The sequence below is a fragment of the Candidatus Protochlamydia amoebophila UWE25 genome (assembly GCF_000011565.2).
GTDB classification, from domain to species: Bacteria; Chlamydiota; Chlamydiia; order Chlamydiales; family Parachlamydiaceae; genus Protochlamydia; species Protochlamydia amoebophila.
This window is the reverse complement of the sequence record NC_005861.2, coordinates 1,586,007-1,599,508: the sequence shown is the minus strand read 5'-3', so window position 1 is coordinate 1,599,508 and position 13,502 is coordinate 1,586,007. Positions and strand designations below refer to the sequence as shown.

Here is a 13,502-nt window from a genome sequence, read left to right as displayed (position 1 = left end):
GAATGGATATGCACATAAATATTAGATTAGCAAATTTTATGATTTAAGTTTTGAAAATTAACGGACGTAAATCCAGTGAGATTGGATAGTGGCGTGATCCGAAAAAGCTTTTTTTACTTTTAAAGGGTCTCTTACGTTGTTTAGATTTAAATTTAATTTTTCATCTAATTGTTTTTTTTCATTTTGCAGTTGTTCCCATATAGGAGCGGAATAATTGGATGCATTAGAAGCAAATTCATGAACTTCTTCACTAGAAAGCCCCAAATCTTTCAAAAGCTTTTGGTATTCCGATTCTAATTTTCCCATGCCTACGGAAATTTCTTTCATTTTTACTTGAGTTGAGTGAAATTTTTCTTCCATTTTTTGTTCTAAACTCATATAAAACTCCAAATAAATACTCAATTAATATTTTAATATTTGTTTGAATTAATTTCAATAAATTTTCAAAATTTCAATTTTGTATATTTTCTCTAAGTGTAAGAAATAAATTCACAAATGAATTTTTAAGTTTACTTGTTGTGTCTATTTGAGCTTGATTAGTTATTCTTAAGATATTTATTTTTACAATTGTTTTTCATTTTGTTTGCTTTCTAGTTGCGAAATCGGAAATAAAAAAGAGCCTATCACAGCACATAGCAGAGCTAATAATAAAATTCCTAAGGCTATAAATGTAGGAATGTGAAAGAGATTTGCTAATAACATTTTAAAACCAATGAAAGTCAAAATGAAAGCCAAGGCATAGTGAAGTAAATAAAAACGTTGCATCATACCTTCTAAAACAAAAAAGAGGGAACGAAGACCTAAAATAGCTAAGACGTTCGAAGTATAAACAATAAAGGGATCCGTTGTAATACCTAGAATGGCAGGAATAGAATCGATGGCAAATACTAAATCTGCAAATTCAATTAATAGGACTACTAGAAAAAGGGGAGTTGCTATCCACTTACCACCTATTTTTACGAAAAAAGATTGTGCATGATAGTCCGAAGTCATTCCAATCATTTTTTTTAGAAAAAGATAGATGCGATTTTCTTCTAATTTAAGATTAATTTCTTTTGAGAGCCCCATCTTTATTCCGGTATAAATAAGGAACAAGCCAAACAAATAGAACATCCAATCAAATTGTTGAACTAGGGAAACTCCTCCCCAAATTAGCAAGCCTCTCATTAAGATGGCTCCTAGTACTCCATAAAAAAGGACACGGTGTTTACAATCATCAGGAACTTTAAAATGTGTAAAAATCAGTAAGAAAATGAAGAGGTTATCCACACTTAAGGATTTTTCTAATAAATATCCTGTAAAAAAATTAATCGCTGTTTCAGAGCCGAAATGGTAATAAAGCCAAGCATTGAACAAAAAAGCAATGGCTACCCAACCCACAGAAGTTAAAACAGCCTCTTTAAATTTGATGCTATGGGGTTTGTAATAAAAATGATAAAGATCTAAAGCGAGAAGTAGAAGAATGAATACATTAAAAAATATCCAGTGCCATGAATCAGCCATATTTAATCCAAATGGTTATAAGTGCTTCTTTCTTTGAGCTCTTCTTCTTTTAATGATGTAAATAAAAGACTTTTAGGAGCCGAAGTTCCTTTGACTAAAATTGCTAGTTGTCTTTTATTGTCTTTTCCTACTAATTGCATGGCAATTTCTAAAAAGTCTTCGTAATGGAGCTCTTTAAATCCTTGAATGCCCTTAGTAACCCTATCAAAGTCACCTTCATATTTAAATGTCAATGACTTTAAAAGTTTTTCTATATCTTGAAGATTTTGAGGATAGTTAAATTTTTCTAGCAGTGCATTTTTAATTTTTTCAAAATTTGATTGATTTAAAGCTTTTTGTTCCATATCGGTTAAGAAATCTTCTAAAAATAATTCAAATCGAAATAGCAAATCTTGTGGATCATGCATATTGGATTGCACAACAAAAAGAGTAAAGAGGTGTTGATTGAATTCTTCAGCTGTATTAAAAACTAAATACCCGGTTTGTTGTTTTGTTCGCAAGGCTGCAAAAAAAATCACTGGCGATTGCTTGAGAAAGAATTTGTTGAGCAGCTTTTGTTTTGAATGAAAAAAAATTATTTTCAATGGCAAGTAAAGCTGCGTTAGAGGGGTTTTTAATTGGGACATTAATTTGGTAAGATTGTTTAGGCAAAACAAAAATTTTTTCAACAAAACGTTGGTTTGATGGAAATAGCTGTCCTGATAAAGTTGATCGCATGCAATCCCAAAGCCTTCTAGCTTGATTTTCCTCAATATTTCCATAAAGAAGAGCCTAAATATAGTTTTGGCTATATAATTGTTTAGTAAATGTTAAAAAGTTTGCATAAGAAAGTTTTTTTAAAGCGTCTGCTTTTTGTTGATGATTAGCATTTTTTGATAAAGAACATTTTGAATACTTCAATACTTTGTTCCAACGCACTTTCTTCAGCAAAATTGGTATAATCTTTAATCAGGGCTTGTTTGTAAAGTTGAAATTGAGATTCATTTTAAATATTTAATATATAAGTCTGTACAAGCTAACGTAGTAAAATTTCCTTTATTAATTAATGAACTTTGAATTTGAAAAGACCAAACGATTTCTGGCAGTCGAAAATAAAGGTCTTTGTAAAAATAAACTTTGCCATTGTCATCGTTAATTAAAACTGAAGGTTGAGGGATAAATAATGAGGGGAAATTTTCTTCTTTAGAAAGATTAGTGAAAGCTGTTTGTTTGGGAATAAAAAGGTTGGGATCGGGCAAGCATAAATTGAGATTAGAAAACTCTTCATCGCAGCTTTTTAGTTGTTTTTCAGAGAATTTTTGAATGTCATAATCGATTTTTAACCATTTTTCTTTTTTTTAAGCATTGTCAGAGCTTGAAAACATCTTTTAATGACTTCATCGACCTCCTCTAAATCTTCTTCTTTAGGATTTGATAAACTCAATTGAACACTATAATCAATTTCATTTGTTTGAATATGTTGTTCCGGGCCAATGCTCAATCCCAGTTCATGTATTGAGTGGTTATCATTTCTAGAACTGAATGATTAACTAGTTAAAAAGCTCATAATTTCTTCGGACAATTTTCCAAATAAATTCTGCTCGTTTGTCTCTTTTCGTTTTTTTATCGAGATGTTCGCTTTCTGAAAAATGTTCCATGTCTATTTCTGAAGAAAATGCTAGGTGGACAGGAGTAAATTGAGCGGTTCTTTTTTCTCCTAATTCTTTTTCAACGTGTTTAGGAGGAGGCATGAGATCATATGTGTGAAGAGAAAGGGGATAAAAATGAGTGGGATGGTCTGCTTGCTGAGCCATTAACCAAAACATTTCAAGGCTTTGCGGATCAAAGGGGGCTATGGTAATCTGTCCTTCAGAATTGCGTCTATCCCGGCCTCCACTTGGCGCCACGTAAATACAGCGTCCTCCTTCGCTGAGCAATTCGCTCATTTTTCTCATCGTTCGCTGGTTATGAGAAACTTTTTGGGTTTTTTTCTCAGGAGGATGGGAGATATGTTTTTTTGAATAAATACATAATAAATTACGGCCCATACTCATGGGAATAGCAAGAGGGTCGCTTATAACGCGATGACCCGCAATAAAGATCATCTCTGTTGCTAACTTTTTATCAATATTTTCAAGCATTAAGCTTAGTATCTGAGGATCAGGTTCTGTTTGGTGGTTTGCTAACAAAATAACATTATCCCCTTGCGCCATCTGTTGATAAATCTTTGCAAGTTGTTCACGGCCTAAAACAGTCGATTTTTCAAAATTGATGAGAGGACGAATAAAATCTAGTCCAAATTGATAATAATCAAAAGGTGAGCGGATAGATTGGTGAAAAATTTCGAATTGATAAGGATTTTCACTTTGTTTCATGGCCAACTCAAATAATTGCATAAATAAGCGATGGCTTGTTTCAAGGGAGCAGGAATGTTTAGTTGCCAGTAAATAACTATCATGAAAATGTTCAATGATTGCTGCGAATGGGGGCTTTAGGATTCCTTTCTCAAGATACTTAGCAAGATCTACGATCGGTTTGACCATACCCAATTAAACCTCGATTCGTTTATTGGTAATTGTCGAAAAAAATTGGTATTCATTGAGATGTAAGCGATCATCGACTTCACAAGTAAGATGTGCATTATAGTCAGTTGCCAGCCTGAACAAATATTGTTTATCAATAATATTTAAATACCGATCTAATTCAGGATGAACGACAAGTTTGAGAGCAAATTGTTCGTGATAAGCGACAATTTTTTTGAAAGCTCGTTCAATTTCGATAGATAAGCTTTCATGAGATTTGATGATACCACTACCAGCACAGTAGGGACAGCCAGTAAAAATAGTTTGCAATAAAGAGCCTCTATTGCGCTGTCTGGTCATTTCCACTAAGCCGAATTCACTCATTCCCAAAATTGTACATTTAGCAGAATCTTCTTTCATACAATCTTTTAATCTTTCTAGAACACGTCGTTGATTTTTTCTTAGACGCATATCGATAAAATCGCAGATGACTAATCCACCAATATTGCGTAATCGTAATTGTCTAGAAATTTCTTCAGCTGCTTCTAAATTAATTCTAACTAAAGATTCTTCTACATCAGTTTTGTTATTATTACTGCGGCCTGAGTTAACATCAATTGTGTACATGGCTTCAGTACGATCAAAGTAAAGATATCCGCCGCTAGGAAGCCAAATTTTTCTTCGTAAGGTTTTTTCAATTTCTCGCTCTACGTTAAAACGTTCAAACATGGGAACTTTATCCCGATAATACTCGATTCGTAAAGCATGTTCGCTGGCATAACGACTATAAAGCCGTTTACAAGTTTGATAGGTGGCATAATCATCAACTAAAACGCGGTCATAACGTTTGTCTATGGCGGTAATGACGGCTTTTTTAATAAGATCAGATTCTGCGTATAAAAGAGTTGGTTCTGTTGCTTTTTTAAAGTTTTCCATGATTGTTTGCCAGTTATGCAAAAGGTCATGAGCTTCGGCTATGAGCATTTCTTGAGTAGCACTAGCACTAGCTGTTCGGCAAATTAGGCCCATGTCTTGTGGCATTTCAAAAGCGCGAATGAGTTTTTTTAGTCTTTCACGAGCAACTCGATCTTCAATTTTGCGAGAAACTCCGCGATGAGAAGAGTTAGGAAGTAAAACTAAATAACGGCCTGCGATAGAAACATTTGAAGTTAACCGAGCTCCTTTTGAGCCAATCGGTTCCTTGACAACTTGAACTAGGACCGGTTGATCCGGTTTCATGACTTGTTCAATATCTAAATTTTGCTGTTCTTTTTCATTTAAAGCTTTAATATCGTAGTCGAGGTCGAAGTCCATATCAAAAAGTTGTTCAAACTTTTTGGTATTTTCAATGATATCAGAGATATGGATAAATCCGTTTTCTCCTTCATTAATGTCGATGAAAGCAGATTGAATATTGTGAAGAATGTTTTTGACTCGACCGCGATAAATATTACCTGTTAGCTGCCGCTCTTTTTTACGTTCGACGACGAGATCACGTAACTCACCATTTTTTAGCAGGGCATAGCGAGTTTCTTTAGATTCAATGTTAAGTAAAATTTCGTGCATGTCGTTACCTTGGTCTTTATGACGAAAGACAGGTTCACGTTTCTATTTGTCTCATCTTTCTGCTAATTCATACAATTTTTAATAGGAGAAAATCTTGAAATTTTTCTTCTCATAACTTTAAAATTTTTTCAGAACTAGAAGCAAAAATTTTATCTCATTCAAATGTCTGGGTATTTCTAAAAACTTTTTCAAAACTTCACTTTTTGTTTTTGACTTTTTTGTTACTAAATTGTTCCAAACCCGTTCAAAATCATTGATTAAGCAAGGTTTTTAAAGAAGTTTATCCTGTTTGGTAGTCTAGAGCTCCCATTTTGATTACAAATTTATTCAAAATCTCTATTTATCCAGAGCAGCCGAGTTTCCGAAAGAGCTAAATTTAGAAACGGATTGTCTTTGTCTTTTTATAAATAATGTTAGCTTTTGCTGGTCATCTGAGTTATCTCTGTAAACCAGGATTATATCTAATTTACTAGGCGAACACAGAGTTCGCATTAATATTGCGTTAATTTTAAAAAGTCTAGAACAAAGATTAAGCGATTAAAAGGTTATTGACTAGTAAAAAATAAAATTGACTAGAGGGGCAATATTGGCGATGTTAAGAATTTTATTAGCCTTTTTATCCCCTTATCCCTGACACAAAGTTAAAAAATAAATAAGGTATTGGGATTAAATTTTTCGTTTCGGAAAGGCATGATTTAGATGAAATCCAAGTAGAATATATTGGCAAAAAAAATAAAACTCATTTAGAATAAGTTCCTTTATTTCTAAGGGAAAAGTTAATATGGATGATCAGTTTAAGATCTTTGTAGATCAATTAAGAGACGGTCATGAAAAAATAATTCATGAAAGCCTTTTCCCTGATTTTATTGATATTCATGAAAAAGACTTGAGTTTTAAAAAGAATATTGAATTAGATGGTGTTGCTTATAAGGCAGATGATGAACTGATATTAAATTGGAAAATTCGAGCTCAAGCTTTAATGAGCTGTTCAATTTGCAATGAAGCTGTTCCAGTCAATATTGAAATAGATAATTTTTATCACAGTGAGCCCTTAGCGGAAGTTAAAGGGGCCATTTATAATTTTAAAGATCTTTTGCGTGAGACAATTTTAATTGAAGTTCCTGCTTTTGCTGAATGTGAAGAAGGAAATTGTCCAAAACGTCAAGAAGTATCAAAATATTTAAAAGAGCCTTTCGAAGATGAGCAAGATATTGAAGATGGGTACCAACCCTTTGCTAATCTCGATTGGAAAGAATAAGTTTAATTGATCAGGAGACTTTAACCATGGCAGTGCCACGTAACCGTTTGTCAAATGCACGTAAAAATTCGAAACGTGCTCATCACGCAAAAAAACCAAAGAGCCTTTCTATTTGTAGTAATTGTGGAACAGCGCGTCTTCCTCACTGCAGCTGTAAAGCTTGTGGAACATATGCTGACCGAACTCCTACAACCCAGGAAGCTCAATAAACTCTTAAAGAGTGATAAGCTTGCGTATTGGAATTGATTTAATGGGAAGCGAAAGCTCTCCCATTACTCTTTTTGAAGCTGTTTATTTAGCTGCACAAAAACAAAGAAATGTCATTTTTGTTGTGTTAGCTACTCTACCTGTTGTCGCTAAAATTCGAGAAAATTCTGTTTTTTCCTCTTTTTTGTCTCAGTCTCCTTGCCGAATTGAAATTCATCCAGTCTCTAACGTCATTGAAATGGACGATGAACCAGTTATTTCCGTTCGGGAAAAAAAGAAATCTTCCCTAGTCACTGGCCTAAGATTAATCCGAAAAAAACGTTTAAATGGTTTTGTTTCTGCAGGTAATACAGGAGCTTTGATAGCGGGAGCGACTCTTTTAATTCCGATGTTGCCGGGAATTAAGAGGCCTGCTTTGCTTGCTACATTACCAACAGAAAGAGGGGATGTCGTTGTCATTGACGTGGGAGGGAATGTTTCCTGCAAAGCTCGCCATTTAGTTTGCTTTGCTCAAATGGGAGCAGCCTATCAACGTTGTTGTTTAGGAATTGAAAAGCCAAAAGTTGGTTTATTGAATATTGGCTTAGAATCTAAAAAAGGAACTTCAGAAATCAGACGAGCCTATCAGTTACTTCAAGATTTACAACTAAAAACTAAAAGTAAAATGAATTTTATTGGTAATGTTGAAGGAAGAGGTGTTTTTGAGGGTTGTGTCGATGTACTTGTTACAGACGGATTTACAGGAAATGTTCTTCTCAAGACTTCTGAAGGTGTTTCAGTATTCCTTTTAAAGCAACTCAAACATAGTTTAAAAGATATTTCTCAACTACAAGCAGAAACTATTTTAAAGCAACTTCACGATGAATTTGACTATGAAGAGTATAGCGGAGCTATCATTTGTGGTATTGACAGTGTCGTTGTCAAATGTCATGGTAAATCTTCCTCCCAAGCCATGCTTAATGGGATTAATGGGGCTATTGAACTTGTTCAGAATGATTTTATTTCTCAGCTCAAACAAGAATTAAACGTCGAAACTTTATAATTTGTGTCATTCAATTTGTCTCTTCAATGCTCATTATTCTTGGGCATCGTATGTATGTTATTCTTTTAGAGATTTTTGAAGATAGGTTTGAGCAATATTCAGAGGAACATCTGAACTAAATTTAATAGGCTCACCAAAAAAAAATTCAATTGTACTAAAGGGTTTGGGAAGTCGTAATTGATCCCAAGTTTTGAATGTAAAAAAGCTGGTTGCCGTCCAATTCAAAGGGAACACATAGGCACCAGTTTCAATGGCTGCCAAAGCAATTCCAGGTTTCATTTTGTAGCGAGGTCCTCTAGGCCCATCTGGTGTAATAATAGCGATAGATTTTTTAAAATTAACGTGTCGAATCATTTCACGTAATGCTTCATGTCGAGAATGATGAGGAACTCGAATGACTCTGCCTGTTTTATAGGAGCGAACAATTCTTCCAATTAATTCTCCATCTCGACTATTACTAATAAAAGCGGCGTAAATAAATTGGGGAGTCAAGTGATAAAGGATAAAAGGAGCAAGCGCTAATCGATTATGCCAAAACATGACAATGCATTTTTCTTTTTCGGCAATTTTAATATATTTTTCTAGTCCATGAACTTTTGAACGACATGTGGCTAACAAAATACGAATTAAGGCTTTACCTATTGTCGCAATAAGAAAAGCAAAGCATCGATAAGAGAAATTTTTCCACCCTTGTTTAAGTTTTTTTAGCATTTAATAGCTCCTGGATCTCTCGACTTGCAAGGCTGGAAGCTATACCATCTCCCAATTGCTGGCGTAAAATGGCACAATCTCCGATAACGCTGTCATAGTGGTCTTGATTAATGAATAACTTTTCGATTTGCTTAAAGATTTGATAAATATCGAGTTTTTTTCCAATAAATTCAGGGTATACAGTTCGTTCTAGTAAAATATTGACAATGCAATAATGAGGAAGATTTAAATGCATCCAATACTTGGCTAATAAATAATTTAATTGCGTTAGGGTGTAAAGCACAACAGTCGGTTTTTGATGGAGAGCGAGTTCTAAGGTAACCGTGCCTGATTTGGCTAAACTACAATGACAATCTTTCATTAGTTCATAGCTAAAAAAGCGAGGAACTAAATGAATGTTTAGACCCATTTGTAGAGAAGTGTTATGAATGTGGGTTTTTATAAAAGAGAGAAGGCGGTCGTCTGAGCAGGAAATAGCGAAATGAATTGAAGGATGATTTTTTATTAATAATTGAGCAACTTCTAATTGCTGAGGAAGATGCCTTTGGATTTCACCGATTCGGCTTCCTGGAAAAATGGCTAATAATTTTTGATTGTGAGGGATTCCGCAAATAGATTTCCAATTTTCTTTATAGGGATAATTGCTGACAGTTTCAACTAGCGGGTTACCCACATAACGTACTTTTAAAGGGGTATGGGAAAAAAATGCAGCTTCGAATGGATAAATGGTTAAAAGTAAATCCAAATGTTTAACCATCGTATCGATACGTTTTTTGCCATGAGCCCAAACAGTAGGACAGATAAATTGAATAATCTTTCCTTTGTATCCAACTTTGCGTAGAGATTTAGTGAGTCGCAAGTTAAATCCCGGGTAATCGATAAGAATCACACAGGAAGGATTTGTTTTAAGGATATGTTTTCGAATAGCATAAAATAGTTTGTAGAGCTTTGGAAAAGCTTTTAATACATCTGTGAAACCCATGACTTGAAATTCTTCCATGGGGTAAAGAACTTCAAGACCTTCGAGGCGCATAAGAGGGCCTCCAACCCCATTTAAAGAGGAAAAAACGAATTGCTCTTTCAAGGCACGCATCAAGCGACTACCATGCAAATCACCGCTTGCTTCCCCGGCAAAAATAAAACAATTTTTCATTTTGCAGCCGCTATTTTAGCGTTTTTCAATAGCATTAAATTTCGAATATAAGGAACCATTCCGATTAAAGGGCCAATTAAATTGACGCTATCTTGAATATGTGAAAAGTAGACAATAGAAAGGATAGCTCCACTCAAACTTAGCCACCAAAAAGAAGTGGAAAGTTCGCTAGAATGAGATTTTTCAGCTAGCCACCATTGAACCCAAAACCGACTTGAAAACAATAAATAAGAAATAGTTCCCAAACCATGCCACCACAACGAATACTCCACTTGAGAATGAGATTGCCAGGGAGCTTTTGGAACGCGAAACCAGCTTCCATCTTGCGTTAGAAAATAATCCTGAGCAAAAAAAGCGAGTGTTGTTAAAACAAATGCAATTCCTAGATATTTTATAACAGATTGAAAGGTAAATTGTCGACGATAAGGGTGCATTAAATTGAGGTTGCGCCAAGAAATCACACCATTACAGACTTGAACGAGACAAATGTGGTATTGAATTTGAATAAAACTGTGGATAGCTAATAAAGTATTTCCTGTTAAAGATAAATACCAAAAGAATGGCGTCACAACACTTCTATGTTGCTTTTCACTCTGGAGCCATTGGACAATAAAACGTGCTCCAAAAGCTATCGAAGATAAAAACCCAAGAGGATATAAAAATGTTCTCCAATCTTCCACAAAATCCCTTTTTAATTTTTTGGTGAGAAATCATCTTCAATTTGGTAATGAAGGTGTCTTTTTCTCATCCAACAGACAGCTAACAAATCAGAAACAGTATTTAAAGAACGATTAAAAAAGTTGTAATTGCTTTTTCCTTTTAAACGTTCTCGATGATTAACAGGGATTTGTTTAATCTCAAATCCTTCAATTTTAAATAATGCCGGTAAAAAACGATGCATTCCATTGTACATTTTAATTTTTTGAAAACAGGAAGCTCGATAAACTTTTAATGAACAACCCGTATCTCGCATTCCATCCCCACAAAGGCGACTTCTGACAAAATTAGCTCCTTTGGAAATCATCCGTTTGCTCCAAGAGTCTTTACGGTTAAGACGAATCCCGCAGACGAGGTCACAAGTGTTAATTTCTTTAATCAGTTTAGGTATATCTGTTGGATCATTTTGCCTATCTCCATCTAGCGTAATGATAAATTTTCCTTGAGCTGCTTTGAACCCTGCCTCAAAAGCACTGGATTGCCCATAATTTTTCTTAAAAAAAATAGATCGTAAATAACCTTTTTCTTCGTTTAATTTTTTTAAAATAGCCTTTGTATTGTCTGTTGAACCATCATCAATACAAATCAATTCCCAAGTTTCCCTAAGTTGATTCATGACAGGTTCTAATTCTTGAATGAGTTCCTCAATATTGCTCTCTTCATTTTTTAAAGGAATGACAACGGAATAGTAAACAGACATTAAATAAAATCTCTTAATTGGTTAATTGAGTAATGATCCATTTTGATCCATTTTCAAAAATAGTTGATGGAGTTCCGTGACCTTTAAATCCAATTGAAGGGTAAATAATTAGTTCTACGGGTGGAGATCTCAGACCATTTTCATAGATTTTATCACTCAAAGTTTGGATAAACTGATAGCAAGAACTTGTTTGGACTCGCTTATCATGATTGCCAATATAAAAGCGAAGAGTAGTGTGTGTAAGCTGATCAACCAATTTAGTGAGACTAATAGCCTCTTGATTTTGTAAATTAGTGTATTTAAATTCTTCTACTTCTGGTGCTTGCGTCATGGGTGAAAAACCTAGAACTTTTTTAATAAACTTGGCTTTGGCAGCCAAGTGAGTAGCGATAAATCCTCCTCTTGATAACCCAGCAACAGCAATAGAATGAGTATTTACCCATTTTTGATCTATTAAAAATTGCAGATGTTTTTTGCAAATTTCAATGAATTGATCAATAAAAAGGGGATTGTTCGAAAGTTCTTTTGCCCAACTATGCATGGCTGCATGGTGATCAAGGTGGGGTCCATGAAAAGGGAGATCCCAAGAAAAAACGCGAAAGCCTTGTTCTATCCAAGGAAGGACCGGTTGATTAAAAGGATCTTCATAGAGGCTGGCTTCAGCAGAAAGGGCAAAATAAACAACGGCTGGTTTAGCTCCCTCTGATAAGTCAGATCCACGATAATAGATTGGAGGCCCTCCTTGAGGAGGATAGATAACTTGATTAAGTGGCTGCGCAGTCATGAGATATAACTTGATGAGGGGAATGAGCAGGCCGGCCATGATAATTGTGATGACGTTTCTCTCCATGTCGCACGAATTGACGATATTGATCGCGAATGGAAGAATATGTCTCCACTAATTTTTCATTAACAAGAGCCCTTAACTTGAAAAACTTTAATGCTAATTCAAAATCCTTTTGGCGAAACAATTTTTCTCGATAATGCCTTTTTCCACTCAAGGGAGTTAGACGATACTGCGCAACTAAAATGGATAACATCGTTGAGGTAATTCGCCTTGGAAAATGAGAAAAAGATTGAATCAAAATCTCTTTAACAAGAGAGGAAGCAACAAGGGTAATTTCTCCGATGTGCGGAGTTTGTTTTTTACTCAAATAGTGTTTATCTAATTCACGTTCTAAAACAGGAAAAAGTAGGCAAGCTGTTAAAATAGCTCGATCTAATACATTTTTACCTTTATGTTGATACAGTTGATCCGCACAAGTTAAATAATGAAAAATTGTTTTTCCGTAAGTTGTTTTTAAAAGCTGTGTGAGACTAGGAAACAAAATATTTAAGATTCCATATTCAGCCAAAAGTTTAATAAAAGGAGCCGAAGCTCCTGATTCTAGCATACGAAGAATTTCTTCTAAAATTCTGGCAGGAGAACTTTTTGTGATTTCTATTCGGCAGACATGAATGGCTTGCTCTGTTTGTTCTTCTATTTTGAAGTTATAACGAGCATGAAATTTTAAAAGTCTTAACAAACGTACTGGGTCTTGCTTAAATCGTTTTTCAGGTTCACCGATTGTACGCAACAAATGTTTTTGGACGTCTTCCCATCCATTGACATAATCAATAATTGAATGGTTGGAAGAATCGTAAAAAAGTCCATTAATAGTGAAATCTCTGCGCAAAACATCCTCTTCAGGGGTGCCCCATTCATTATCATGAAGAATAAGTCCGCTATCGTTCTCGCCGGTGCGAAATGTGGATACTTCAATGATTTTATGACCAAAACGAATATGCGCTAAACGAAATCGTCTTCCAATTAAAATACACTGCCTTTGAAATATCGCTTTAATTTGTTCGGGTCGAGCAGAAGTGGAAATATCAAAATCTTTAGGGACTCGTTTTAATAAAAGATCTCGCACACTTCCACCGACTAAATAAGCGGTGAATCCAGCGTGTCTTAGCCTTTCTAAAACATAAAGTGCATCGCGATCAATAAGAGCAGGATCAATTCCATGGTCTTTAGCGAAATAGGTCTTAGGTTGCACGAAAGATTAGCTCCTGAAAATTGTAACATTCTCAATATCTATTGGATAAGAATTCCCCTTCAAAGAAATTTAAAAATAAATTGTCTAATGTCTTTGCAAAAATGA

At 34.7% G+C, this 13,502-nt stretch carries 17 protein-coding genes; 3 read left to right on the top strand and 14 right to left on the bottom strand.

Annotated features, from left to right (window positions below):
- Positions 1 to 57: 57 nt before the first annotated feature.
- The 8 genes from PC_RS06360 to PC_RS06335 all read right to left on the bottom strand — a co-directional run bounded on the left by PC_RS06360 (position 58) and on the right by PC_RS06335 (position 5,570).
- Positions 58 to 378 carry a hypothetical protein gene (locus tag PC_RS06360; protein WP_042280418.1) on the bottom strand — a complete coding sequence of 107 codons (321 nt, stop codon included), beginning with the start codon at positions 376 to 378 and terminating at the stop codon, positions 58 to 60.
- 183 nt (positions 379 to 561) lie between these two features.
- Positions 562 to 1,503, bottom strand: coding sequence for a TerC/Alx family metal homeostasis membrane protein (locus PC_RS06355; RefSeq protein ID WP_044045101.1), 942 nt, complete (start codon positions 1,501 to 1,503; stop codon positions 562 to 564).
- A gap of 2 nt (positions 1,504 to 1,505) precedes the next feature.
- Positions 1,506 to 2,003 (bottom strand): hypothetical protein, encoded by a 498-nt coding sequence (locus tag PC_RS06350; protein ID WP_181679080.1) that lies wholly within the window; start codon positions 2,001 to 2,003, stop codon positions 1,506 to 1,508.
- On the bottom strand, positions 1,966 to 2,220 hold the full coding sequence (locus PC_RS11320; RefSeq protein WP_181679079.1) for a hypothetical protein: 255 nt from the start codon (positions 2,218 to 2,220) through the stop codon (positions 1,966 to 1,968). The genes PC_RS06350 and PC_RS11320 overlap by 38 nt, the downstream gene beginning before the upstream one ends.
- A gap of 263 nt (positions 2,221 to 2,483) precedes the next feature.
- Positions 2,484 to 2,807, bottom strand: coding sequence for a hypothetical protein (locus PC_RS06345; RefSeq protein ID WP_232086087.1), 324 nt, complete (start codon positions 2,805 to 2,807; stop codon positions 2,484 to 2,486).
- 14 nt (positions 2,808 to 2,821) lie between these two features.
- Positions 2,822 to 2,983, bottom strand: a complete 162-nt coding sequence (locus tag PC_RS11315; protein WP_181679078.1) for a hypothetical protein — start codon at positions 2,981 to 2,983, stop codon at positions 2,822 to 2,824.
- Positions 2,984 to 3,032: 49 nt separating this feature from the next.
- Positions 3,033 to 4,025, bottom strand: a complete 993-nt coding sequence (locus PC_RS06340) for a 1-acyl-sn-glycerol-3-phosphate acyltransferase (RefSeq protein ID WP_044045094.1) — start codon at positions 4,023 to 4,025, stop codon at positions 3,033 to 3,035.
- 6 nt (positions 4,026 to 4,031) lie between these two features.
- On the bottom strand, positions 4,032 to 5,570 hold the full coding sequence (locus tag PC_RS06335) for an Rne/Rng family ribonuclease (RefSeq protein ID WP_011175866.1): 1,539 nt from the start codon (positions 5,568 to 5,570) through the stop codon (positions 4,032 to 4,034).
- A gap of 781 nt (positions 5,571 to 6,351) precedes the next feature.
- Here PC_RS06335 and PC_RS06330 point away from each other — a divergent pair.
- From PC_RS06330 to plsX, 3 genes are read left to right on the top strand one after another with little or no spacing between them, the layout of a single operon-like run.
- On the top strand, positions 6,352 to 6,828 hold the full coding sequence (locus PC_RS06330; protein WP_011175865.1) for a YceD family protein: 477 nt from the start codon (positions 6,352 to 6,354) through the stop codon (positions 6,826 to 6,828).
- A gap of 26 nt (positions 6,829 to 6,854) precedes the next feature.
- A complete protein-coding gene (gene rpmF / locus PC_RS06325; RefSeq protein ID WP_011175864.1) occupies positions 6,855 to 7,037 on the top strand; it encodes a 50S ribosomal protein L32 in 183 nt (60 codons plus the stop codon).
- A gap of 20 nt (positions 7,038 to 7,057) precedes the next feature.
- A complete protein-coding gene (gene plsX / locus PC_RS06320) occupies positions 7,058 to 8,077 on the top strand; it encodes a phosphate acyltransferase PlsX (protein ID WP_011175863.1) in 1,020 nt (339 codons plus the stop codon).
- A gap of 57 nt (positions 8,078 to 8,134) precedes the next feature.
- Here the strand turns inward: plsX and PC_RS06315 are convergent, their stop codons facing one another.
- From PC_RS06315 to pcnB, 6 genes are read right to left on the bottom strand one after another with little or no spacing between them, the layout of a single operon-like run.
- Entirely contained in the window at positions 8,135 to 8,788 is a 654-nt protein-coding gene (locus tag PC_RS06315; RefSeq protein ID WP_011175862.1) for a lysophospholipid acyltransferase family protein, read from the bottom strand.
- Positions 8,772 to 9,941: a lipid-A-disaccharide synthase gene (gene lpxB / locus PC_RS06310; RefSeq protein ID WP_011175861.1), complete on the bottom strand. Its 1,170-nt coding sequence runs from the start codon at positions 9,939 to 9,941 to the stop codon at positions 8,772 to 8,774. The genes PC_RS06315 and lpxB overlap by 17 nt, the downstream gene beginning before the upstream one ends.
- Positions 9,938 to 10,621 carry a lipid-A-disaccharide synthase N-terminal domain-containing protein gene (locus PC_RS06305; RefSeq protein ID WP_011175860.1) on the bottom strand — a complete coding sequence of 228 codons (684 nt, stop codon included), beginning with the start codon at positions 10,619 to 10,621 and terminating at the stop codon, positions 9,938 to 9,940. Before PC_RS06305 ends, lpxB begins: the two co-directional genes overlap by 4 nt.
- Positions 10,622 to 10,632: 11 nt before the next feature.
- Entirely contained in the window at positions 10,633 to 11,358 is a 726-nt protein-coding gene (locus PC_RS06300; protein ID WP_039359626.1) for a glycosyltransferase family 2 protein, read from the bottom strand.
- 13 nt (positions 11,359 to 11,371) lie between these two features.
- Positions 11,372 to 12,142 carry an alpha/beta hydrolase family protein gene (locus tag PC_RS06295; RefSeq protein ID WP_011175858.1) on the bottom strand — a complete coding sequence of 257 codons (771 nt, stop codon included), beginning with the start codon at positions 12,140 to 12,142 and terminating at the stop codon, positions 11,372 to 11,374.
- Positions 12,123 to 13,397: a polynucleotide adenylyltransferase PcnB gene (gene pcnB, locus PC_RS06290; RefSeq protein ID WP_011175857.1), complete on the bottom strand. Its 1,275-nt coding sequence runs from the start codon at positions 13,395 to 13,397 to the stop codon at positions 12,123 to 12,125. Before pcnB ends, PC_RS06295 begins: the two co-directional genes overlap by 20 nt.
- Positions 13,398 to 13,502: the final 105 nt, after the last annotated feature.

Coding starts and splice junctions, on each gene's coding strand:
- PC_RS06300 (WP_039359626.1), bottom strand. CDS start 11,358: ATGTCTGTTTACTATTCCGTTGTCATTCCTTTAAAAAATGAAGAGAGC.
- lpxB (WP_011175861.1), bottom strand. CDS start 9,941: ATGAAAAATTGTTTTATTTTTGCCGGGGAAGCAAGCGGTGATTTGCAT.
- PC_RS06295 (WP_011175858.1), bottom strand. CDS start 12,142: ATGACTGCGCAGCCACTTAATCAAGTTATCTATCCTCCTCAAGGAGGG.
- PC_RS06335 (WP_011175866.1), bottom strand. CDS start 5,570: ATGCACGAAATTTTACTTAACATTGAATCTAAAGAAACTCGCTATGCC.
- PC_RS11320 (WP_181679079.1), bottom strand. CDS start 2,220: ATGCGATCAACTTTATCAGGACAGCTATTTCCATCAAACCAACGTTTT.
- PC_RS06330 (WP_011175865.1), top strand. CDS start 6,352: ATGGATGATCAGTTTAAGATCTTTGTAGATCAATTAAGAGACGGTCAT.
- rpmF (WP_011175864.1), top strand. CDS start 6,855: ATGGCAGTGCCACGTAACCGTTTGTCAAATGCACGTAAAAATTCGAAA.
- PC_RS06360 (WP_042280418.1), bottom strand. CDS start 378: ATGAGTTTAGAACAAAAAATGGAAGAAAAATTTCACTCAACTCAAGTA.
- PC_RS06340 (WP_044045094.1), bottom strand. CDS start 4,025: ATGGTCAAACCGATCGTAGATCTTGCTAAGTATCTTGAGAAAGGAATC.
- PC_RS06315 (WP_011175862.1), bottom strand. CDS start 8,788: ATGCTAAAAAAACTTAAACAAGGGTGGAAAAATTTCTCTTATCGATGC.
- PC_RS06355 (WP_044045101.1), bottom strand. CDS start 1,503: ATGGCTGATTCATGGCACTGGATATTTTTTAATGTATTCATTCTTCTA.